We start from the raw sequence: 23,020 nt of genomic DNA on the forward strand, positions 1-23,020 counted from the left end.
TTTTAATTTCCATCCAATACTGACTGAATCGCTGCCTTTGCTTGCTCCAGACTGTCTTGGTTAATTTCCATCATATAAAGTTGTGATCCAGGCATCGCATAAGAAGGTAAATCCATACGACCTGAACCTGTCAAGGCCTGAGACTCAACTGTAAACTGGGTACCGGATTCTAATTGCGTATTGACCAAGCGCATTATCGTTTCCAAACTCAAGTCAGTTTGAATGGAGTCTTCAAGACCAGATAGAATTGCTTGATAGTTTTTAAGATTTTCTGGTGCGCTCATTTTTTTGATCAAGGCTGCAATCACTTTTTCTTGGTTTTGACCGCGATCATTATCACCATTAGCCAACGAATACCGCTCACGAACAAAGATTAGCGCTTGCTCTGCATCTAGATGCACTGTCCCAACCGGGAAATTGTACCCTCCGCTTGTAAATTCTTGGGTATTTTCAACATCAATACCACCAACCAAATCAATCAACTGCAAGAAGGAAGTAAAGTTGAGTCGGATATAGTTACTAATGTCAATACCATAAAGATTTTCTAAGGTGTGCACTGAGGCGTTAACACCATAAATCCCAGCATGTGTTAGTTTATCGTATTGATTTTGCCCACCATCTGCAATAGCAACGTATGAATCTCGTGGAGTGGTTGTCAATAAAATCTTATGTGTCGCACGATTGACAGTCATAATGATATTGACATCTGAACGCGAAACAGTAGAAATCGGTCCATAAGCATCAATACCACTAATATAGATATTAAAACTATCTCCACTCACCTGCTCAGTAGCTGTTTCAACAGTCTGAGTCACTTTGAAACTATATATTTTTTTCACTTTTGAAGAAAAGTCTGGATCTTCATTTTCTAAAATATTGGTAAAAACTCCGTTGAAGACCATCGCTTGACTCTCACCATTTATCATAGATTGATATGCTGTCAGGTAAGAGGTTGCGGGGCTAGTTGCTAGTTGAGTAGATTCCATTTTGGATATGTCATCCAATAAAGCGGTGATGTTCTCTTGGTCGTATTCGGCTGGAGCAAGAATACTAGTAAGCTGACGAACATCTGTAATCTCACTATTTGCTGGGACAAGGATGCTCATTTCATATTCTGAAAACGTCGAATTTGAATTTAGCCGTGTTGAAAATTTTACAACTTCTTGCATTCCATAGATTCCGACGGAAGTGATGACTAGTGAAAAAATAAGTAAGAATGCTGTAAATATGCGCGCTTTCTTACGCCACATCAATAATCCAGCCAATACTGCCACTCCTACTAGCAAAAGCGTCACAATATAGTTCAAATACCGGAAATCTAGGATGTTATAGCGATACATAGTCACTAAGAACAAACATAGAGTAATGGCATAAAGTCCCAAAAGCGCAAAATTTACCAATTTGAACTTGGACGACTTACTTCGTCCGCTTCTCTTTTTCATAAACAACCTTCCTAGACTTTTACTTATAACGCACCCATTATACCATAGAAATTAATATTTTCCTATCCTTACTTAGTGCTGGAAAACGTTATCTTGTTTATAATTTCACATTTTGATTGATCGTATGAAGGTAAGTTGGTTTGCCGTTGATTCGGAAGCACAATATTCAAAGCCATCCGCCTTAAAATCTTGAATGTCCGATAATTTCTGAATATTGTTCTTAGCCAACCAGGACAGCAATCTTCCTCTGCCTTTTTTTGATATAGTCGAGTGAACTTTTAGCTGACCTGCTTTTTCTTCCATGAAAAGAATTTTAACTAATCTTTTCTGAATCTGTGGAGAAAACACCTGCTCAAATTCTGACGAAGCCAGTGAGAGAATCAGTTCATCATCACCAACTTCTTGGTCATAATACGGTCGCCAATACTGTTTCAAAGACTGATTGCCTATCTTTAAGCTCCCTTGAAAATCTAAGCGGTGAGGTGAAATGAATTCAAAAGGATGAATCAATCCGTATAAGGCTGTCGCTATACGAACATGGTCACGTAGATAATTTTCTTCTTTCGAATCTATATCTCGCCTATCCATATAACGATACATAAGACCATCATATAACTGCCAGGCTGGATAGGTTTTTGCTTGACCTGTCTTGATTCGATACCAACGATCAGCTTCTAACTCAGCCTTTGCTTCATTCAATTTATAAAAGGCAGCCATCTTTTTTACATCAAATTGACTTATGGCATCCAGCACCTGCTTGCTTCGATCAGACAGGGGATAAAACGAGGCATTCTCTAGATTTGTATTTACTTCTTTTGCATTAGGTATAATTATTTTCATCACTTAATTATACCATATAGTAGCTTAATTCCTGAACCACAACCCCATTATTCATATATTGTCTTTCTTCAATTTTTCCTATATACTAGCTAGTAACATAGTCTATAAAAAAGGGGGCCTAGATGAAAAAATATCAAGTTATCATCCAAGATATTTTGACTGGAATAGAGGAACATCGATTCAAACGTGGAGAGAAATTACCTTCTATCCGTCAACTCAGCGAGCAATATCATTGTAGCAAAGACACTGTCCAAAAGGCTATGTTGGAATTAAAGTACCAAAATAAGATCTACGCTGTCGAAAAAAGCGGTTATTATATCTTAGAAGATAGAGATTTCCAAGACCATACTGTAGAGCTCAATCCTGCAGACTTTCAAGAATTACCCTATGAAGATTTTCGGATTTGTCTAAACGAAAGTCTTATTGGGCGGGAAAATTACCTATTCAACTACTACCACCAACAAGAGGGATTGGCAGAATTGATTTCCTCCGTTCAAAGTTTATTAATGGACTATCATGTCTATACAAAAAAAGACCAGCTGGTTATCACAGCTGGTAGTCAACAAGCTCTATATATTCTCACACAAATGGAAACCTTGGCTGGAAAAACGGAAATCTTGATAGAGAACCCTACCTACTCACGAATGATCGAGCTCATTCGACATCAAGGAATCCCCTATCAAACAATTGAACGGGATTTAGATGGAATCGACCTAGAAGAATTGGAAAGTATCTTCCAAACTGGAAAAATTAAGTTTTTCTACACAATTCCTCGCTTGCACAACCCTCTCGGTTCAACTTATGATATAGCAACAAAAACAGCCATCGTAAAATTAGCAAAGCAATATGATGTCTACATCATTGAGGATGACTATTTGGCAGATTTCGACTCTAGTCATAGCCTACCTTTACACTATCTTGATACAGATAATCGTGTCATCTACATAAAATCTTTTACACCGACACTCTTTCCAGCCCTCCGAATCGGTGCAATCAGCCTTCCTAATCAGCTACGTGATTCCTTCATCAAACATAAGAGTCTAATCGACTACGATACCAATCTTATCATGCAAAAAGCTCTCTCGCTCTACATTGATAACGGTATGTTTGCACGGAACACACAGCATCTTCATCATATTTATCACGCTCAGTGGAATAAAATAAAAGATTGTTTAGAGAAATACAATTTGAACATCCCGTATCGAATTTCCAAAGGGAGCGTGACCTTTCAGCTAAGCAAGGGGATTCTTTCGCCTAGCATCCAACACATGTTTGGAAAGTGTTATTATTTCAGCGGACAGAAAGCTGATTTCTTACAGATCTTCTTTGAACAAGATTTTGCAGATAAACTGGAGCAATTCGTAAGATATTTGAATGAATGAAATTTAATAACCTCATACAAACAATCCCCCTCGAACTTAGAAGACGAGGGGGATTATTCTATATAGTGGAAACTACATTCCAAAATTGTTATACTCTTCGAAAATCAAAATTATCCGTTGTCAACTTACCTTGATGAGTGAAAAGCTCCAGTGGAGGTTTTCAGCCTGTTACCTTGAAATAAGATAGTAACAGAGTTCTATCTTCGACTTCGTTTCCTAGGCTACTTTTGATTTTCATTGAGTATTACTCTGTGAATCACGCTTTCACTTCATAGCCCATCAAAAGTCCACCTTCTTCAGCATAAAAACTGCATAGACCTGATGTTGCAACTTCGTCAATAACAGCCGTTGGAAAACTTGCTTTTACCAACTCTGAGAATTGTTGGAAAAACTTGGCATTGTTGCGGTGGGCCATGACAATTCGACCACCATCATAGCCTGCTTTTTTCATTTCTTCAAAGGCCGCTGTCACAGATTTCTTATGGCCACGCGCCTTTTGAAGTAATTCTAGTTTGCCTTCATAACTTGCTTCACCGACCATACGGATATTGAGAAGACCAACGACAGTGCCTACCAATTTGCTCAGTCTTCCATTCTTAACAAGATTATCAACCTTCGCTAAAACAAAGAGGAGCTTACTGTGTTCCCGATAGTGAGTTATCGCTTCTACTACTTGTGGAAAATCTAGTCCTGCACCAATTAAGCGATTGATTTCGTCAACAAGTAAATCCATTTCCCCACTGGCTGACAAACTATCTATCAAATGGATATTGACATTCGGATGCTCTTCGATATACATATCCCTAGCTACACGTGCCGCATTAAAACTACCCGATAGCCCACCTGTAATCGTCACAACGATAATGTTCTCAGCTCCCTCAAAAGCTGCCTGATAAGCCTGCGGACTTGGACACGCCGACCCCGCTGCAGACTTAGATGCTTCCATCACCTCCATCATGTGATCAATATCCAAGCTTGCATCATCAACAAATGCTTGTTCTCCAACTTGGATGGTAAGTGGCACACTAATAAATTCAGTGTCCGGAGCTAGATTAGCTAATTGACGATAGTCACAGCCCGAATCTGCAACAATTTTCCATTTTGACATAATATTCTCATTTCCAATTTTACTTTTTTATTTGACAATAAATCTCTATTTACTTACAATTATATCATTAAACTACCCCATCTGAAAGCATTTTCTTTCAGATGTGACACTCGGAAAAGGAAAACTATGGCAGGTCGTAAAATTTCACCCCAATCTTTGAAAAACCTCTATCAATCAAATAAAGAAGCGAATCAACTGACTAAGGAATCAATAGAAACTGCTCTGCTATTTCTCCTAGAGAAAAAGGAGCTCAAGCAAATTTCGGTATCTGAATTGGTCCGAAAAGCTGGTGTGTCACGCAATGCCTTCTACCGCAATTACAAGTCCAAGGAAGAAATCCTTGAAGACTACTACGAACGGACTTCTAGCAACCTTAAAAAGAAATGGCAGGACTTGCAGGACAAGGTTCAAAAGGACGGCGTCAAGCAAAGCTTTGCAGATTTTGTCCACGAACAAAAACGCAAGGCCGAGCAAAGCAAAACCTTGTCTAATGTCAGCCAATGGATCAAAGAAAAAACAAAACGGGATTAAAAGTCCCGTTTTTTGCAGTCTTCTATTTTTGGCCTAATTTTCTAGTCTTTTTGAGGGCGGCGGCGACTGCCTTGATGATGGCGTAACGGAAGCCTTCTTTTTCCAGCGCAACAACGCCTGCGATGGTCGAACCGCCTGGCGAGGTCACTTCTTGTCGGAGCTGGGCTGGGTGCTTGTCGCTGTCCAAGACCATCTGAGCAGTTCCAGCGAGGGTTTGAGCTGCAAGAACTTTGGCGTCTTGAGCCGTCAGCCCGTTCTGCACACCAGCATCCGTCAGGGCCTCAATCATCTGATAGACGAAGGCAGGGCCGCAGCCTGCGATAGCCGTTGCTGCGTCGATCAGGCTCTCTGGCACCTGTTGGACCTTGCCTGATTTTTCTAGGATTTGTTCCAATAGCGGAGCGAGCTCTTGATTGACCAAGCTATAGGTCGTCATGCCTTGGCCGATAGCAACTGGTGTATTGGGCATGATACGGATGAGGTTGTCTGCCGACAGAAATTCTGCCAGACTGTCAATGGTCACCCCCGCTGCCATGGAAATCCAGATAGCCGACGGATTCTGGCTAATCTGATCCTGTAAGCCTGACAAGACTGTCTGAATCAGGTGAGGTTTGACCCCAAGGAAAATGACCTCGGCCTGCTCTGCTATTTCCCCATTAGAAAAAAACTGACCGCCTACCTTCTCTTGAAGAGCCTGGGCTTTTGCTGGGTTGTGGTTGCTGAGTAGAAGCTGGGTATCTGGTTGCTGGCTGACCGCTTGGGCCAGGGCCGCTCCCATGTTGCCCAGTCCGATAAATCCAATCTTCATCTTGTCCTCCTAACGAATGTGGCCGTCGCCTGTGATGATGTACTTGTAGGTGGTCATCTCACGCAGGCCCATAGGACCACGGGCGTGCATCTTCTGGGTGGAAATGCCCAACTCGCAGCCCAGACCGAACTCGCCACCGTCTGTGAAGCGGGTCGAGGCATTGACATAGACCGCTGCCGAATCCACATAGAGAGTAAAACGCTCTGCCGTCTGGCTATTTTCCGTCACAATGGCCTCGCTGTGCCCTGTCGAGTGTTGAGCGATGTGGCTGATAGCCTCTTCTACATTTGAAACAACTTTGACAGCCAGGACATAGTCCAGAAATTCTGTATCAAAATCTTGATCGCCTGCCGGTGTGGATTGGTTGAGAAGAGCCTGGGCCTGATTGTCAGCACGTAGCTCCACCTGACCAGCCAGAGCTTCCTCCAAGCGAGGTAGGAATTGGCTGGCAATTTCTTCATGGACTAGCAATACCTCTGCTGAATTGCAGACAGATGGGCGACTGGTTTTGGCATTGACCACAATCTGAAGAGCCTTATCCAAATCCGCATCCTTATCTACATAGACATGGCAGATACCTGTGCCTGTTTCGATAACAGGCACAGTCGCATTTTCAACGACGGCTTGAATAAGCCCTGCACCGCCACGTGGCACCAAGAGATCAATCTTGCCTTTGGCAGTCATCAACTCTGTCGCAGAGGCCCGGCTGGTATCTTGGACCAACTCAATGACCTTTGGAGAAAGACCAGCCTCTTCCAAACCAGCCTTGAGGGCTGTGACAATGGCCTGAGCCGAATGAAAGGCTTCCTTACCTCCACGCAAGATGACTGCATTTCCGCTCTTGATAGCAAGGGCAGCAGCATCTGAAGTCACATTTGGACGACTTTCGTAAATCATTCCCACCAAGCCAAATGGAATGGATTTCTTGCAAATGTTCAAGCCGTCTGCCCGAGTGGATTCTTCCAAGACTAGCCCAACAGGATCTGGCAAGTCGATCAAGGCCCGAATGCCATCTGCCATAGCTTCAATCCGCTCAGCTGTCAAGAGCAATCTATCCTGCATGACCTGGCTGATTTTTCCTTGGGCATGTTCCATATCAATGGCATTGCCAGCTAAAATCTCCTCAGTCTGAGCAACCAACTGATCTGCCATAGCTGACAGGGCCTGGTTTTTCTGTTCGGTTGTTGCAAGGTTGATAGAAGCCTTGTGGGCCAATAAACTATCTAATAATGCTTGAGTTGTTGTCATAAATTTCTCCTATTTAGTCTTTCAGTTTGCTCGTTCGTCAACATAATCAAGACAAACTGAATAACTATAAGCTCACCCAATCGTTGCGGTGAATCAACACACCCTCTGCTCTGCCATTGACCAACTGGTCCTGCAAGTCCTTGGAGGACAATTTGACCCGTCCTTTACCAATCAAGCGGTGATCTGCTTGACTGTAAACTTCCACGACCTGCCCTACTTCAAAGTCACCTTCCAGAGCTTTGACACCAGCAGCTAACAAACTGCGGCCTTGGTGTAACATGGCCTCAACCGCACCAGCATCCACCTCAACTGCTGCATCTGTCCGAGCGTAGAAGGCCATCCACTGCTTGCGTTGGTTCATGGCATGGTCATCTGCTAAAAAGAGGGTGCCACGGTTGGCTTGAGTGACCGCTTGTAGAAGGGCCGTATCCTCCTTGGATGAGCAGATAAAGACTGGCACGCCTGACTTGGTCGCAATCTGTGCTGCCTGCAATTTGGTGGTCATGCCACCAGTCCCGTTGGACGAGCCTGCTCCTGCTGCCATGGCAAACAAATCTTCCGTAATTTCCTTGATTTCAGGCAAGCGCTGGGCTGTCGGATCGCTGTTGGGATTGGCAGTGTAAAGTCCATCCACATCAGTCAAAAGCACCAAGAGATCTGCTTTCAAGAGCGAAGCCACCTGGGCAGACAGGGTATCATTGTCCCCCACCTTGATTTCCTCAATAGCAACGGTATCATTTTCATTGATGATAGGAATAGCCCGTTGCTTGAGCAAGACCTGCAAGGCCTGAGAGGCATTCTGATAACGTCTAGCATCCGCAAAATCATCCTGGGTCAGCAAAATCTGAGCCGACACAATACCATCTTTCATCAGATTCTGCGTGTATTCCTCAATCAGCAAGCCCTGACCCACAGCTGCAGAGGCTTGCTTTTCCGCAATTTTGGTCGGTCGCTTGTCAAATCCCAATCTCCGAAAACCAGCAGCAATGGACCCCGAAGTCACCAGCACAATCTGGTAGCCCTTCTGGTGCAACTGGGCCAGCTGATTGGTAATCCGAGCAATCTTGATCCGGTCCAGACTGCCATTTTCTTGAGTCAGTGAACTGGTACCCACCTTAAATACGATTGTTTTTTCTGTCATAATCTCTTCTCACAAAAACTAATATTTGAAAAATTATACCATATTTTATACATAAAGAAAATCACTGTTATTCAGCAGAGAATGAGTGAAAATTCCTAGAAATAAGTAAGCTTATACTCAAAACTAAAAGGAGAGCTTGCCGCCTCCCTTTAATCTATTCAAAAAATTCCTGTGCGATTGCTACCATATCCCTTTCGCTAGGTTGTAACACTTGATAATCTTTCTCAAAGAAGGAGAGGACTTGCTGTCCATAGCGTTTGGTATGGATACGCGGATCCAAAACCAAGACTAGAGAATCTTGGTTGTCATACCGATTGGTACGCCCAATGGCTTGACGCAACTTAATCATCATCATAGGCAGACTGTAATCGTAAAATGGATTTTTTTCTTGCTCACGTAGATGGTGATTGATTTTCTGGACAAAACGGTCCTTGGGATTGTCGAAGGGCAGTCTTGTAATGACCTGAATTAGTTGGTCATGACTGGCAAAATCAACTCCCTCCCAGAATACACCTGTGCCCAGTAAAATCTGGCATTCGCCCCGTTCAAATTTGCGTTTGAGAGTTATTTCCTGTCCATGCTTGTGTTGGGCTAGGTGGGGAATATTATTGTCTTCTAGTAAATCTGATACCTGCAAAAGCAGTGAGATAGAGGTGAATAAGACCAAAATCGGTCTGCCCAGCTCTGCTATTTCTCCTAAAGTGGTAGCCAAATAGGCAGCGTGCTCCTCCTTGGTCCAAGCGAGGATATCAGGGAGGTGGGTCGGAAAGAGTAGCTGCTGGTTGGGCACTGCTTGCGTGGGAAGCAAGTCCATGGTGACCTGCTCAAAGCCCAGCAAATCCGCAAGACCGACCTTTTTACTAATGGTCAAGGTAGCGCTGATGCAGAAAATCTTGGTGTCTGGCAGGTAGTTGGTCACATTCATGAGAATGTCCTTGGCGCCCCGCAGATAAGCAATCCGCTTGTCATCAAAATTCTTCTCCTCCAGCCAAAAGGTATCGTAATAGTCTATGAGCTCATGCAAGTCGTTCAAATCAATATCTCCAAGCTCCACCAGGTTCTGAGCAAGTTGATGAAGTTCAACCTTTTGAACTTCCCGCTGCCCATGCTGGCGAAAACGGGTCAAGAGGTGGTTAAGCTCAAACTGACAGGATTCATAGAGGCGTTGGTCTAGGAGTTTATCAGCCTTATCTTTTTTACTCTGCAATACCTGTAAGAGAGCTGTCAAATCTTGAGAATCCGTCGCAAGATTTTCAGCAGCCAAGAGAAATTTCTGGGCCTCGTCGATGACCACCAAGCGATTGTTCATCAGTGGATCTTGGTCCTTGAGATGACTAAGGAAATAGGCGTGGTTGGTGATGAGCAACCTGCTGGATAAGGCTTGCTGGTTCAAACGTTGCCAAAAATCCCAGCCCCAGAAAAGACTTTCTGGCTCCAAATGGCCATCATGGGCAATCTCATCAAAGTAGGCTTGATAACGCTGTTTCTGCTTGAGTTCGTCCAAATCGCCTGTGTGAGTTTCTGTTAGCCAGACCAGGACCTGCATCTTGAATTGATTGACCAAACGATTGTCATCCTGTCTTTGCAGGGTTTTCCAATAGCTATCCAATTTGATAAAATACTTGGGCGACTTGAGGGATGCCATGGAAACATGGAAAATCTCTCGCAGCTTGCTTCCCTCTTTGTCCATAATTTGCTCTTGAAGGAGCTTGGTCGGTACCGTCACCAAAAGGGGCTGGTCCGACTTGGCAAGCAGGGGCAGTAGATAACCGTAGGTCTTGCCCAAGCCTGCCTGTGCCTGTATAAAATGCACTTTTTCTTCGTCAGCCAAGCGTTTTTCAACCACATGAGCGAAGGCTGTTTGTTTTTTACGTTCGTGCAGACCGAGTAGGGCAAGATTGGTCACAAAATCTTCCGATAAATGGTAGGCTAGCTGGTCTTTTTCTGGCTTTTTCAAGACCAAGCCATGAATACTTTCCAGACTGGTCGATATCGTTTCAGCTAGATAGGGCACCAGCTCATCAATAACTAGACGGGATTCAAAGAGCAGATTGTCCGCTAGCTCTTGCAGGTTTTCTACAAGCGACAGAGGTAGGGACCTGATTTTCTCTTGGATTTTGATAAGGAGGCGAGCTGTTGCCATGGCGTCCGAAATGGCTGTGTGGGCCTGGTCTAAGCCCAAGTCCAAGTGTTCTGCTAGGTTGCCCAGACTGTATTTTTCAAAAGTTGGGAAAAATAGCTGGGATAATTCCACAGTATCTACGCGCGGAGTTAACAATTCATAGCCTTCAAAAAAGAGAGCTTCCGCCAAGAGATTGGCATCAAACTTGACATTATGGGCAACGAAAATAGCATCTCCAATCATGTCGTAAATGGTACTTGCGACCTGACCAAAATCTGGAGCCTGCTCCAACTGCTTGTCTGTGATACCTGTCAGATTCTTGATATGGTCATCAAGTGGTTCATAGGGATTGATGTCTGTCGCGTAACTGTCAATGATTTCTCCGCTTTCAACCAGAACAATCCCAATTTGAATGATTTTTGCATCGGCACCTGTACCAGTTGCTTCCAAATCCACAACGGCATACCGATTGCTTGTTCTTGTGTCTTTCATACTGTTCATTATAGCATATTCGCTCCCACTGAAAAAGCCTCAAACAAAATCCATGAATTCACTGGATTTTTTTGTTAGACTACTTGTATAAAAACTGTTTCTGGTAAGGAGAAGTATGATGTTCATCCATAAATCTGTCAACCCTGTTGCCTTTCAAAATACCTACTACATTGAAAACGATAGCCACCTGCTTGTCGTTGACCCAGGTAGTGACTGGACCAAAATCCAAGCTATGATTGAAAAAATTGGCAAACCCATTTCAGCGATTCTCTTGACCCACACCCACTACGACCATATTATGAGTTTGGATATCCTGCGTGAAAGCTACAATTTCCCGCCTGTCTATGTGGCTGAAAGCGAGGCCAGCTGGCTCTACACGCCAGAGATGAATCTATCAGGTCTACCTCGTCACGATGATATGGACAATGTGGTCTGCCGACCAGCTGAAAAAACCTTCCAATACCAAGAGGACTACCTGTTTGACGGTTTTCACTTCAAGGTTGTGCCAACTCCAGGCCATTCCATCGGCGGTGTATCCTTTATCTTCCCAGAAGCTGAAGCGGTCATTACAGGAGATGCACTCTTCCGTGAAACGATTGGCCGTACAGACCTGCCAACCAGCAACTTTGACGACTTGATTGCGGGTATCAGAGAACACATCTTCACCCTGCCAAACCACTACACTGTCCATCCCGGTCATGGTCAAAATACCAGCGTTGGACATGAGAAAAATGTCAATCCATTTTTTAGATGACAAGAAAACCTGCCTAGTTCATAAAATCTAGACAGGTTTTTTATCTATCAGCCAAAAGCGTACTCTGCTATGACAATCGTTTTACCAGCCAACTCTTTGACCTCGCCTGTTGGACAAAATCCGACTTTAGACCAAAAATGAGCGGACTGGGGATTGCTTTCTACATAGCCAAGACGAACCTTTTTGAAACGAGTTGCTAACTGGGGCAGAAGCTCTGCTATAATCTTTGAACCAAGACCTTGTCCAGAAAAATGAGCATCTACCATAAAAAGTCCGATATAGGCAACCTCTGCAGTCGGATAACCGTCAATTAGGTCTAAGATGGCAACTAATCGCTCTTTGTCCCAAAATCCTAGAAAATACTTGTCTGATAGCTCCTTACCTGGTGGACAATCTACCAGGTCATTTGCCAAACTTTCCAGACTAGGCAGGGGTGGAAAATGTTCAAAATAGAGGGGATTGGTCTGGTAGAGGGCCAAAACCTGCTCCAAGTCAGCTTCAGTTAGCTTTCGAACTTGAAAGCGACTGGATAAATTGGAAATTATCATAAAATCATCCTGCATTCTCAACATTCATCTTGGAATAGGTAAGCCCATCATAGATTGTTACCTTTCCTTTACCAAATAACCATTCTCTCTTCGGGTGCCCTATACATGGGGTCTCCCTTTTGAATAGTGTAGACTTCATAAAAATCATCCATCTGCTGCAACTGGATATTCACCCGAAATTCCTCTGGAGAATGTGTATCTACCTGAAGTTGATAACGGCCATAATCAACCGCAACCATTTCTCGACGGCTACGGGCATAATTCTCAAAAAATTCTTTTAGGTTAGCTGACGGTTCTTCTTTTTTGAGCGTAGCCAAAGCAATCTGTATTCCTCCCAAATCCGCAAGATTTTCAGACAAGGTTAGGTGACCATCTACTCTACCACCATAGACTTCCAGACCATCAAACAAGTCTACTAGGGCTTTATTTTTTTCTTCAAATGCTAGTCTATCTTGCTCTGCCCACCAGTCTTTTAGACTACCAGTCTCATCAAAATTTGCTCCTGTGGCATCAAAAGCATGAACAAACTCATGAGCAATAATTTTGCCAATCCCGCCATAATTCTCGGCTACAGATTGATTTTTGTCATAATAGGGAGCTTGTAAAATAGCCGCCGGAATATAAATCGCATTCTGACTAGGAGCGTAGGCGGCTGTTACTTCACTTGCCGATACATTGCTAGCCCAAGTTTGTCTATCTATTGGCTGACTATAACGCTCGAAAACTCCTATTCTAGCTTGAATCGTAATTGCCAAAATATTTTCAATATAAGACAAGTCTTCACGAATCTTTAATGACTTGGTCCAGTCGCTCAACTCCCTTGGATAGCCGATATGATAAGTGATATTTTCTAATTTTTTTATTGCAGCTTGCTTGGTGGTTTGACTAAGCCAATCATTGGCTAGAATCCTTTCCTGATAGGTCCTAGAAATTGCCTTAGCCATTTCCTGAATGGCAAGTAAGTCCGTTTCATCGGCATAGTTACGACCATAATAAACACCCAAACTTTCCTTGAACATTCCAGTCACATCCAGATAAGTCATATAATCATTTGGATAGGAGGCTGAAAGTCCTTGGACTTCTGCATGAAATCTCCCTGCTGTCTGCATGATTTCCCCAGTCAAATAGGGGGCTAACTTCATTGCTTGACTAACTAAAGCCCATGACCGATATTCTGAGAAATTTTCTTCCTTGATAAATTGGGATAATTGTTCAAAATAGCTTGGATTAGAAACATAAACCTCCTCCGGTTCCAAGCCCACCAGTCCTACTAATTGTTCTCCAATTGCTAAAGTTGGAGAGTAGTTTTTGACCTCTGAGAATGTTCTAAGTTCTTCTGCATTCACAGGTCCCCAATCACTATGCACACTCTCACTAGCTGGTAGAGTGTCAACGAGTCGATTGTCAAAAGTAATGGCTCCTTCAACCAAAGCAGTGGCCTCCTCAACTGAGTAGCCACATTTTTCCAAAATATGTCTCGCAGATATACGGTAAGAATCCATAAGTTTCTCACGAACAGTCCTGTCTTCATAGTAGGACTCATCTGGTAGAATCGTCTGAGGTGGCAGCAAAATCAACATTCTTTCAGATGTATTTCGTGGATTGGCAATCACATCAAGACCATAGGGCAATGGATAGTCCTTACGAATCCAGTCTTGACTAAGCGATTTCAGCTCAGAAAACGAAGCAATTCCCATCATTTCATCCAGTATCATGCTAGCTACTCTGACACCATCTTCTTCCCTTTTGGTAAAATCAAGACCCTGCTGATACAACTTGATAAATTCTACTAAATCCTCAGACTGAGGCTCTAGCTGACCAGCTACCATTTTGTCAAAATCCGATTTTAATTGCTCATCGACTTCCATTTGCAATCTTGTAAACTCATTGTAGAAAGGTGTACCACTTGATAACCAGCTGCCATTTAACCAATCCCTATTTATAGCTTGATAAAAATTAGTTTGGATAGTCGGTTCTGCTTTTTCAACTTGTGTTTGGTCATCTCCTATTTTCTGACCACCACAGGCAGCTAAGAGACAGACAAAACCAAGTAAAACCAATCTAAGTAGACCTTGTTTTATCACGCGTCACTCCCTCACTTGTTTTCCACAAACTATTTCGACAGGCAAAGAAGCAGAAAATAATTACTCCTCCGCATCTTGCTCTTTCTTCAGCTCCCCAATCGTTTCAAAACTTGCTCGACTATCAGCTGCCAGAGCCTCCTGTTCGTAGGCATTGATAATTTGGGCAACGACTGGGTGACGAACCACATCCTTAGCTGAAAAATGCACGAAATCAATCTGCGGTATTTTGCTTAGTTTCTCCGTCGCATCAATCAAACCTGACTTAACCTTGCGCGGCAGGTCAATCTGGCTAATGTCCCCATTGACAATCATCTTGGAATTAAAGCCCAGACGGGTCAGGAACATCTTCATCTGCATAATGGTGGTATTCTGCGCCTCATCTAAGATGACAAAGGCATCTTCCAAGGTCCGACCCCGCATATAGGCCAGCGGTGCAATCTCGATGATTTCCCGCTCCATTAGGCGCGTGGTCTGCTCCTTGCCCAAAATCTGGTAGAGGGCATCATAGACAGGACGCAAATAGGGGTCTACTTTTTCTTTTAAGTCCCCCGGCAAAAAGCCTAAACTTTCGCCTGCTTCTACCGCAGGACGTGTCAGGACAATCCTCTTGACCTGTCCCCGCTTGAGTGCAGTTACAGCTAAAGTAACCGCCAAGAAGGTCTTGCCTGTACCAGCAGGACCGATTCCAAACACGATGTCATGACGCTTTACGCTGTCAACATAGAGTTTTTGACCAAGAGTCTTTACGCGAATGGGTTTGCCGTAGTTATCCTTGATAATCTCTTCTTCGTAGAGAGCAACGAATTTTTCAATCTCATCATTTTTTACCATGGAGATGGCCGTGACCACATCTGGCGTATTGATGACCAAACCACGACTCACCAAAACAAGAAGAGACTGGATAACAAGACGTGCCTGTTCAACATGGTCTTCCTGTCCAATGACTTGAACTTTCTCCGTTCGAGCATGGATAATCACCCCAAGCTCTTGTTCCATCAGGCGCAGATGGCGTTCATTGGACCCAAAGAGGCTAAATAGGTCATCTGGGTGTTTTAAATGAATATCAATAGAATGTTCTTGCAAGAAACTTCTCCTTTGATGCTTTTCTATTATTATACCAAAATTACAGGCAAACTGGATTTTAAAGGCAAGAAAAGCAGTGAACAATCTGTCCACTGCTCATCTATCTGTGCATAACCCACTCTTTATGGAGTATCCTTGTAGATAGACTGTCTAAAGTCATCAGTTGCACGGAGGTATCCGTTTAGAAGTGCTGCTTTTAGGCTGTAGACACGGGAATCCGTTTTGTTGTAACCATTTGCCTGAGAAGCATATGGTTTTTGAGAAGCGTATAAGGTACGATGTGCATCGTATTCCACCGCTTCTTTCATTAACTTCCGGATATCTTGAACAGAGTTCAAGGTTTGACTACCTTCGTAGAAGTAACCTTCTCCATCAGATTTACCCAAAACTTGTACCGGTTTCAAGAGCTCCAACCTATCTTTCCGACGCTTAAACATCTCCTTGCGGAAGGCTTTCGAGTCTGCATAGATTCCGTTAGTAATCTTAGAAATCAACTGATTATCTGAGATGCGGCCCGCAGGATCTGCCTGACCAAGTTCAGCCTTGTATTGGTTAGATAGATAAGGAACAAAACCGTTCTCATAACCTTTTTCTGCCAATAACTCAAAGGCAATCTTACGGAATTCATACTCATTTCGACTTGAGCCATTGTTATTCATAGCTCCATAGATTGGGTTGAGAGCATTGACAGTCAGATAAGAATTACCTGGGAAGAGCTCATTGTCGCTATGACCATCTGGATCATAAGAGCGACGAGAAACCATACCGTTGTCAATGAGTTCATCAATAGTCTTAAATTGTGCTGCACGGCGGAATTTTTCTATCCAAGCTGCATTACCTTCTTTGGTATCCAATTTATTGAACCAATTTCTGCGAGCAGAGTTCAAGCTATTATTTCCAGATAAATTAAACACAGCTTCAGCTTCCAAATAGTCCAGAGTATAGACAACATCCAAGTAACCTCTCATATAATTTTCAAGGTCTTGTGTAGATTGGAAGCGTTCAGGATTGAGGTTGGTCAAACGACGACCATAGGAATTCTTCTCATATTCAGAAAAATCATAGATGGTATTAAAACCAAGTATATCTTGATCAAACCAATTGATGGTTTCAAACAAACCACGCGCATACACCTCGAATTCCATACTGCTACGACGACCATGGCCTAGCAAGAAGGTGTCATCGTCGGCGACGTGTGTCAATTCATGGGTATAAATCCGAGCACCTTCATTACCAATCGCATCCGCATTTGAATAGAAAATATCTTTCAAGTCTGACTGAGCTGTAGCACCTGTTCCGTATGGGAAACTATAACCTAACGGCATGTAGAAATCCTTCATAGAAGGTACATCCCTACTACTTAGAGAATCTACTGGACGCCAAGAACCTTTCAACCTTCTATTATCCCAAGTGATAATCTGTCTAAACATCTTTTCCTTATGTTCTTGCGGCAAAATCCTGTAGAGATAATCTGCGTGTCCAGCCCATGTCTTGGCAGTTTTGGCAATGGCTTTCTCAATCTCCTCGCTGCTTCCTGATTGATTATCATAAGAACCAATCAGAGTATTGGCCATATCCGTCAGGACAAAGATATTCCGCTCTGGCATAGTAAGAAGAATAAGAGCCATCTCTTTAAAGGACCAGGTATCGCTCTTCAACTTATCATAGAAACGATTAGAATACTTCTTGTTGTTTGCATCTTCTTGTTTAGCCCTTACCTCGTCAACTGTTGAATTGGTTTCAATAATATTTGCCTTGGTCGCAGACTTGAACCAGTCACTATCCGACATCTCTGGAGCAAACCGTTTGCGGTAAGCTTCTAAATATGCAAATAAATCTCCATTTACAGCTGGTTTTGCTATCAGCTGACTACCAAGAGCAAAGTTATTATTTGGCTTCAAGGCTCCAGAACCTAAATCACCTAGTGTCATCAATTGTTTCAAGGAGCTAGCAGAATTACCAAAGAAGTCAGCCTTCTTAGTCATCCACTCTTTGGCATTTGTTTCTCCAAATTGGATATTGTACCAACGATCCATGTAGGCTAAACCAAGCAACAACTGTACTTTATTGTCCTTGATATAGTTGAATGTATAATCTTCCGTCACTTGACTTGTCAAACTGATAGCATGATTTGACACCAACAAGTCTCGCAGATGTTGACGAATATTAGCTTTGACCTTACCAAAGGATTCTTTCAGGAACAACAATTCTTTTATAGCATAATCATTCGGTGAATCTGTCAATCCTAAGACATCCAAGACTTCTTTTGAAGCATAGGTTAGCGACTCAAATTCTGGCAATAGGCGAGTAACTAACTGATCGAGATGAGTAGCTGAAACCATGCTTTCTGGTGTATAGGTTACTTCGCTATCAACGACGTAGTACTCTGTAATAGCTCCGCTATTTAAATCTTGTTTCTTAACTAACCAATCATAGTCAATAGAACCATCTTCAAAATGGAACATCACCTTGTTTATATACTGTTTTTGACCTTGGGTATCAAATACTGGCCTATTCTTGTTATGACCATCAATCGCCACAACATCCAATAATTTCTTGGTGACAAGCTTATCTTTTAAACTTAGACGATTGGCCTGTTGGATGATAACATCTTTAGTAAAGAATGGCAACAGTTTTTCCATGTTTTCATAAGCCAACTGCCTATTTTCTTGATAGTGAGGATGAGTGCTATAATCTGTATACACTTTAGCTGAAACAAATGAGTGGTTTCTAGCATAGGTATCTCGTGACTGGATGCTATATTCTGTTAACTTCCCATCCACTTGGCTTGCTTCTAAATGCTCCTGTTTACTATTATTCTGACCAGATGCTTCTCCAATAACAGCATAGTTTTTACCAACTTGAAGTTTTTCATCTGTGACAGAATGATACACCTTACGACCATTTGGCACATTGACAGCTGAAATAACATCCTCAATTATGGAATTATTTGAACCAACAATTGTACCAACAATACCACCAATTTCACTATTCATTGTCTTCGGAGCTGAAATCATTCCTTTCGCATAAGCCTTGCGAACAGAAGCATTTGCCCCTTCCATTTGACCAACGATACCACCAATTCTTGCTCGTTCAGAATTGCTCGTCAATAGCACATCGGTATGTATACGTTGCGCTTGTCCGCCTTGACCAATCCAGCCAGCCAGACCACCAACGTAATTGTCTGTAGTTTCTGTTGATTGACTAGATACCCTAGCCTTGATACCAACATTAGCAATTTGAGTGTTCGTAGCAATCCCTACCAGAGCACCGACATGATTACCTCCAGTAACACTTCCTTCTACTCTGACATTTTCTATACGACCACCTTTGGCTTCCTTAGCCAAAGCACCGACTTCTTTCTTATCCTCCTGATGGATCGTCACATCTTGTAGATTTAGATTTTCAATTCGACCAGCTGTCTTGTGGAAGAGAGGAGCTTGCAAGTCATAGATGGTATAGCCTGCACCGTTTAATGTCCCCGTAAACTCCCCAGTAATATAACTATCTTTTCCAGTTACATCCATCGTCGAGGCTGTCAAATCTGCACCAAGGGTAAAAGTAGCCCAAGGGCTGGCCTTAATAGCTTGAACCAAGCTTGTAAAATCAGTATAGGTATTTGTAGTCACAGATGGTTTCTGCTTAGCAACTCGGAAGGTCAAGCCTGAGCTATAAGTATTATCCTTCAAGTTGTCTTCAACTAAATTATCCAAACTTGCTTTGATGAGGTAGAAGGATTCTCCATCCTCTGACTGTAAATCAACTTGACTGATTGGTAATAAAATCTCTTTTTGCTGGCTCGAAATCACCTTGGCAAAATAGTTTGTAAGGTTTTCTGGTTTTTCAGCTAATTCTCTTTGGATGCTAGCCTTATTATTTTCTAATTTCCAGAGTTCTACGCGATCAATATTCTTAATCTGTAGCTGGCGTTCTTCTATTTCGATAGCAGCCTCATCCACTAGACTATCTACCAAGCTTTCTGATGTTCCACTGTAGGTCAATTCTGTTCGTACAACATAATCAACATTGACATCTAAGTTTTCAAAAACAGCCTGTAGTTGATTATTACTTTCTTTCACAGCAACACTAGAAACTACCTTATCATTAGCATATAGGTAGGCCATGGCTCCTTCAAAACGTTCAGCTGGATCATCTAGAACATACCGAACTACCGCAATTTGCCTATCCTTTTGAAGATCAACTCCCCGAATATTCATAGTAGGCTTCGGTAAAAGACTTATATCATCTATTGGAGTAATACCTGTATCCGCATCTTCTTCCAACTCTTTCTCTTCAGGTTTTGAATCAGCTGGAGTAGTTGGTGTTGTTGAACCAGATGAGTCTGGCGATGGCGGAGTAGATGAGCTAGTTTCTGAAGAATTAGTTTCTCCTGAAGAACCGCTAGTCGACGCCCCTTCGCCTGATGGAGAGGTTTCTGGACCACATGTATCCTCTGGTTGTGGATCTAGCGGACAGAGCTCTTCTTCGATTTCTGGCGATGGGGCGGTGGTAGAATCCGATGGTTTCGGAGTCGTTGCACCAGAAGAACCTGGGGTAGTTGGAGTAGATGGGATAGTTTCTGAAGAATTAGTTTCTCCTGAAGAACCGCTAGTTGACGCCCCTTCGCCTGATGGTGCTTCTTCTGTCGGAGAGGTTTCTGGACCACATGTATCCTCTGGTTGTGGATCTAGCGGACAGAATTCTTCGTCTGGTTCAGTTGCAGCTTCATTATTTGGAGTTGCGGGGTCTGACTGTACTGAATCCTCTTTTTTTGAATCTGTTGGAGTCGATAGAGACGGAGGTGTTACTGTCTCACTGGTTGATGTTGGCAGTTCGAAAATCAGTTCCCCTTCTTTTTTATGGCTTGCTCCGCTATTGGCATCTGTTTCAACAAGAAGGAAACGGAGATCATCCTCTATCAAACTTGTCTGAATGAGCATATCAGCTAAATCCCTTGCTTCCAAAATAGCTCTGGAAGCCTCATAGACAGTATTGATATAGTCTGTCCATTCTTTACCTTTAAAGCGGGACTTATAAGTCTGAAGCTCTTCCATTTTTTCTCTGAGTTTTGTTACTGCTTCCTCTATTTGTTGAACTTGGACTTTAGGGTCCACTTTCTCCTCTGTTTCAGGCCAGCAGGTTGACGAAGGGTCCAGAATACAATGAATTTCTGCCTCGGTTAGCTCCTGCGAAGTTGGATTCTCAGTAGATTCACCATGCTGACTTGCACCACTAGTGGCATCTGTCGAACCTGTATTTGGAGTTGTTGCTACCTCTGTTTCTGGAACCGCTTCTGGTTGCGGCGCTACGGGAACCGCTGTTTCGGGACTGGTTTCAGGCTGAGGCGCTACGGGAACCGCTGTTTCGGGAACCACTTCTGGTTGCGGGGGGACTGGAACGTCTGTTTCTGGGTTTGATTCCGGCTGCGGAGATACAGGGAACTCGGTTTCTGGAACCACTTCTGGCTGCGGGGGGACTGGAACGTCTGTTTCTGGACTGGTTTCAGGTTGCGGCGCTACGGGAACCGCTGTTTCTGGACTGGTTTCAGGCTGCGGAGATACGGGGACCTCCGTTTCTGGGTTTGATTCCGGCTGCGGAGATGCGGGGACCTCGGTTTCTGGAGCTAATTCGGGTTGCGGCGCTACTGGGACTGCTGTTTCTGGACTGGTTTCAGGTTGCGGCGCTACGGGAACCGCTGTTTCGGGACTGGTTTCAGGTTGCGGCGCTACGGGGACTGCTGTTTCGGGACTGGTTTCAGGTTGCGGCGCTACGGGAACCGCTGTTTCGGGACTGGTTTCAGGCTGAGGTGGGACTGGAACATCTGTTTCTGGGTTTGATTCCGGCTGCGGCGCTACGGACACCTCGGTTTCTGGAACTAATTCGGGTTGTGGGGCTACTGGGACTGCTGTTTCTGGACTGGTTTCAGGCTGAGGTGGGACTGGAACATCTGTTTCTGGGTTTGATTCCGGCTGTGGAGATACAGGGAACTCGGTTTCTGGAACCACTTCTGGCTGCGGGGGGACTGGAACGTCTGTTTCTGGGTTTGATTCCGGCTGCGGAGATACGGGGACCTCAGTTTCTGGACTGGTTTCAGGCTGAGGTGGGACTGGAACATCTGTTTCTGAAACCACTTCTGGTTGCGGGGGTACTGGAACGTCTGTTTCTGGGTTTGATTCCAGCTGCGGCGGAACTGGTGCTTCTACCTGCTTAGCACCTACATACATTATAGGTGCTACTGCGCTCTTTGTCACCTGTTCAGAAATCTTTTCACTCCGAAGAATCTTCTCTCCTTGAACAAAATCAGCATAGGTAATCTCTTTCTCTCCCTCTTGACCAGGAACAAGGCGATACTTGCCAACTTCAAGCAACGGTTCCTCTTGTTTAACCATCTCCAAAGCAAACGATTCTTTTTCCTTACGAAAGGCCACAAAAGGTAATGCTTGACCAACAGGTGCCACTTCTGTTACTGCATCTGTTCTATCCTTCCGATTTAAGATAAGTAAACCTGGAATCTGCAAAGTAGAATCAAGTCCGCTATTTTGACTTTCTTCTGCATTTGGAGAATCCTCTATTTTATCAGCAACAGTTGATGTATCTGATGGAGAAGCCAGACTATCGCCTGTTTGCGAATTTGTTGCTTCTGAAGAGTCTGTATTCTCCGTTTTTTCAACCGATGAGTCCGTAAGAGGTAATTGTGGACTCTCATCTCTGTTGGAAAGTTGGCTTTCAGAATTTTCCTGAAGAACACTTGGTTTCGCAAGTTCTTCTAACTCAGATTTCTTACCTTCTGATTGCGCTGAACTAGCTTGTGTCCCCTTAGCGGTATCATTTCTTTCCATTTCTGATGGAGGAAGACTGGTCTTGACTGATGACTCCTGAACATAATAGCCTACAAAGTCATAGCCAGCAATCGTCAACCTACCATCTGGCAAAGCCTCGCCAGGTTTAAGAACATAGGTCTGATTGTAAGCAGCTAGTGCTAAACTTTGAACTGCTCCTACTTCCAAAACAGGCAGAGCCAGACCACTAGTTGTCACATAAAGCATGGTCAAGACACGCGCCTTCTTAGACTTGGTCGCAGAAACGGCTAAAACCAAGAAACCTAGCCCTAGGACAGCCAGACCTGAACCAACTAGCTCACCCGTTGCAGGAAGAACTTTCTTAGATGGACGGTAGACCACAAAATAGGTCGCTTCTTCCCTCAATTCTGCTGGCAAGCTAGACTGAATCAACTGCCGCTCCTCTGCCGATAGCTCCACCTCTAAAACATATTCGAAACGAATCTGGCTAGGACTTACAGTCGAAGCTGAAACTTCTTGGGACTGGATACCAAATAGTAGGCTAGTACCTACACACAGGGAAACAAGACCAATGGTCAGTTTTCTAAAAGAAAACGCTTTCCTCTGTTCGTAAAAAAATTTGTTCATATGATCTCCT

General features: G+C 43.5%; 13 protein-coding genes and 1 pseudogene. 3 read left to right on the forward strand and 11 right to left on the reverse strand.

The features are described 5' to 3' along the window. Window positions 1–2 precede the first annotated feature (2 nt). Together ODU55_RS06095 and yaaA are read right to left on the reverse strand one after the other, a co-directional pair. Entirely contained in the window at window positions 3–1,442 is a 1,440-nt protein-coding gene (locus ODU55_RS06095; protein ID WP_398582260.1) for an LCP family protein, read from the reverse strand. A gap of 105 nt (window positions 1,443–1,547) precedes the next feature. After that, window positions 1,548–2,282 (reverse strand): peroxide stress protein YaaA, encoded by a 735-nt coding sequence (gene yaaA, locus ODU55_RS06100; RefSeq protein WP_398582261.1) that lies wholly within the window; start codon window positions 2,280–2,282, stop codon window positions 1,548–1,550. Between the two features lie 122 nt (window positions 2,283–2,404). On the opposite strand from yaaA, the gene ODU55_RS06105 reads away from it, so the two are divergent. Continuing rightward, window positions 2,405–3,664: a PLP-dependent aminotransferase family protein gene (locus ODU55_RS06105; RefSeq protein WP_398582262.1), complete on the forward strand. Its 1,260-nt coding sequence runs from the start codon at window positions 2,405–2,407 to the stop codon at window positions 3,662–3,664. Between the two features lie 256 nt (window positions 3,665–3,920). Here the strand turns inward: ODU55_RS06105 and ODU55_RS06110 are convergent, their stop codons facing one another. After that, window positions 3,921–4,772, reverse strand: a complete 852-nt coding sequence (locus ODU55_RS06110) for a DegV family protein (RefSeq protein WP_398582263.1) — start codon at window positions 4,770–4,772, stop codon at window positions 3,921–3,923. A 126-nt stretch (window positions 4,773–4,898) separates the two neighbouring features. On the opposite strand from ODU55_RS06110, the pseudogene ODU55_RS06115 reads away from it, so the two are divergent. Beyond that, window positions 4,899–5,121, forward strand: a pseudogene (locus tag ODU55_RS06115) (TetR/AcrR family transcriptional regulator); the annotation flags it as partial. A 204-nt stretch (window positions 5,122–5,325) separates the two neighbouring features. On the opposite strand, the gene proC reads toward ODU55_RS06115, so the two are convergent. From proC to ODU55_RS06135, 4 genes are all read right to left on the reverse strand, one after another. Further along, on the reverse strand, window positions 5,326–6,111 hold the full coding sequence (proC, locus tag ODU55_RS06120; protein WP_398582264.1) for a pyrroline-5-carboxylate reductase: 786 nt from the start codon (window positions 6,109–6,111) through the stop codon (window positions 5,326–5,328). A gap of 9 nt (window positions 6,112–6,120) precedes the next feature. After that, entirely contained in the window at window positions 6,121–7,359 is a 1,239-nt protein-coding gene (locus ODU55_RS06125; protein ID WP_398582265.1) for a glutamate-5-semialdehyde dehydrogenase, read from the reverse strand. 64 nt (window positions 7,360–7,423) lie between these two features. Further along, window positions 7,424–8,500 (reverse strand): glutamate 5-kinase, encoded by a 1,077-nt coding sequence (proB, locus tag ODU55_RS06130; protein WP_398582266.1) that lies wholly within the window; start codon window positions 8,498–8,500, stop codon window positions 7,424–7,426. A 154-nt stretch (window positions 8,501–8,654) separates the two neighbouring features. Then, window positions 8,655–11,123: a bifunctional DnaQ family exonuclease/ATP-dependent helicase gene (locus ODU55_RS06135; protein WP_398582267.1), complete on the reverse strand. Its 2,469-nt coding sequence runs from the start codon at window positions 11,121–11,123 to the stop codon at window positions 8,655–8,657. A 109-nt stretch (window positions 11,124–11,232) separates the two neighbouring features. On the opposite strand from ODU55_RS06135, the gene ODU55_RS06140 reads away from it, so the two are divergent. Continuing rightward, window positions 11,233–11,868 carry an MBL fold metallo-hydrolase gene (locus ODU55_RS06140; RefSeq protein ID WP_398582277.1) on the forward strand — a complete coding sequence of 212 codons (636 nt, stop codon included), beginning with the start codon at window positions 11,233–11,235 and terminating at the stop codon, window positions 11,866–11,868. Between the two features lie 47 nt (window positions 11,869–11,915). Here ODU55_RS06140 and ODU55_RS06145 read toward each other — a convergent pair whose 3' ends face one another. The 4 genes from ODU55_RS06145 to ODU55_RS06160 all read right to left on the reverse strand — a co-directional run bounded on the left by ODU55_RS06145 (window position 11,916) and on the right by ODU55_RS06160 (window position 23,010). Beyond that, complete coding sequence (locus ODU55_RS06145) at window positions 11,916–12,416, reverse strand: GNAT family N-acetyltransferase (protein WP_398582268.1); 501 nt, start codon at window positions 12,414–12,416, stop codon at window positions 11,916–11,918. A gap of 68 nt (window positions 12,417–12,484) precedes the next feature. Further along, window positions 12,485–14,500, reverse strand: a complete 2,016-nt coding sequence (locus tag ODU55_RS06150) for a M13 family metallopeptidase (protein ID WP_398582269.1) — start codon at window positions 14,498–14,500, stop codon at window positions 12,485–12,487. 60 nt (window positions 14,501–14,560) lie between these two features. Continuing rightward, window positions 14,561–15,583: a PhoH family protein gene (locus ODU55_RS06155; RefSeq protein WP_398582270.1), complete on the reverse strand. Its 1,023-nt coding sequence runs from the start codon at window positions 15,581–15,583 to the stop codon at window positions 14,561–14,563. A 122-nt stretch (window positions 15,584–15,705) separates the two neighbouring features. Beyond that, window positions 15,706–23,010 (reverse strand): ZmpA/ZmpB/ZmpC family metallo-endopeptidase, encoded by a 7,305-nt coding sequence (locus ODU55_RS06160; protein WP_398582271.1) that lies wholly within the window; start codon window positions 23,008–23,010, stop codon window positions 15,706–15,708. Between the last annotated feature and the right edge of the window lie 10 nt (window positions 23,011–23,020).

It is taken from the genome of Streptococcus sp. 2022WUSS037, assembly GCF_044427225.1.
Classification (GTDB): domain Bacteria; phylum Bacillota; class Bacilli; order Lactobacillales; family Streptococcaceae; genus Streptococcus.

Bases quoted from the DNA above. Each gene is read 5' to 3' on its own strand.
- ODU55_RS06095 (WP_398582260.1), bottom strand. From the start codon at position 1,442: ATGAAAAAGAGAAGCGGACGAAGTAAGTCGTCCAAGTTCAAATTGGTA.
- yaaA (WP_398582261.1), bottom strand. From the start codon at position 2,282: ATGAAAATAATTATACCTAATGCAAAAGAAGTAAATACAAATCTAGAG.
- ODU55_RS06105 (WP_398582262.1), top strand. From the start codon at position 2,405: ATGAAAAAATATCAAGTTATCATCCAAGATATTTTGACTGGAATAGAG.
- ODU55_RS06110 (WP_398582263.1), bottom strand. From the start codon at position 4,772: ATGTCAAAATGGAAAATTGTTGCAGATTCGGGCTGTGACTATCGTCAA.
- proC (WP_398582264.1), bottom strand. From the start codon at position 6,111: ATGAAGATTGGATTTATCGGACTGGGCAACATGGGAGCGGCCCTGGCC.
- ODU55_RS06125 (WP_398582265.1), bottom strand. From the start codon at position 7,359: ATGACAACAACTCAAGCATTATTAGATAGTTTATTGGCCCACAAGGCT.
- proB (WP_398582266.1), bottom strand. From the start codon at position 8,500: ATGACAGAAAAAACAATCGTATTTAAGGTGGGTACCAGTTCACTGACT.
- ODU55_RS06135 (WP_398582267.1), bottom strand. From the start codon at position 11,123: ATGAACAGTATGAAAGACACAAGAACAAGCAATCGGTATGCCGTTGTG.
- ODU55_RS06140 (WP_398582277.1), top strand. From the start codon at position 11,233: ATGTTCATCCATAAATCTGTCAACCCTGTTGCCTTTCAAAATACCTAC.
- ODU55_RS06145 (WP_398582268.1), bottom strand. From the start codon at position 12,416: ATGATAATTTCCAATTTATCCAGTCGCTTTCAAGTTCGAAAGCTAACT.
- ODU55_RS06160 (WP_398582271.1), bottom strand. From the start codon at position 23,010: ATGAACAAATTTTTTTACGAACAGAGGAAAGCGTTTTCTTTTAGAAAA.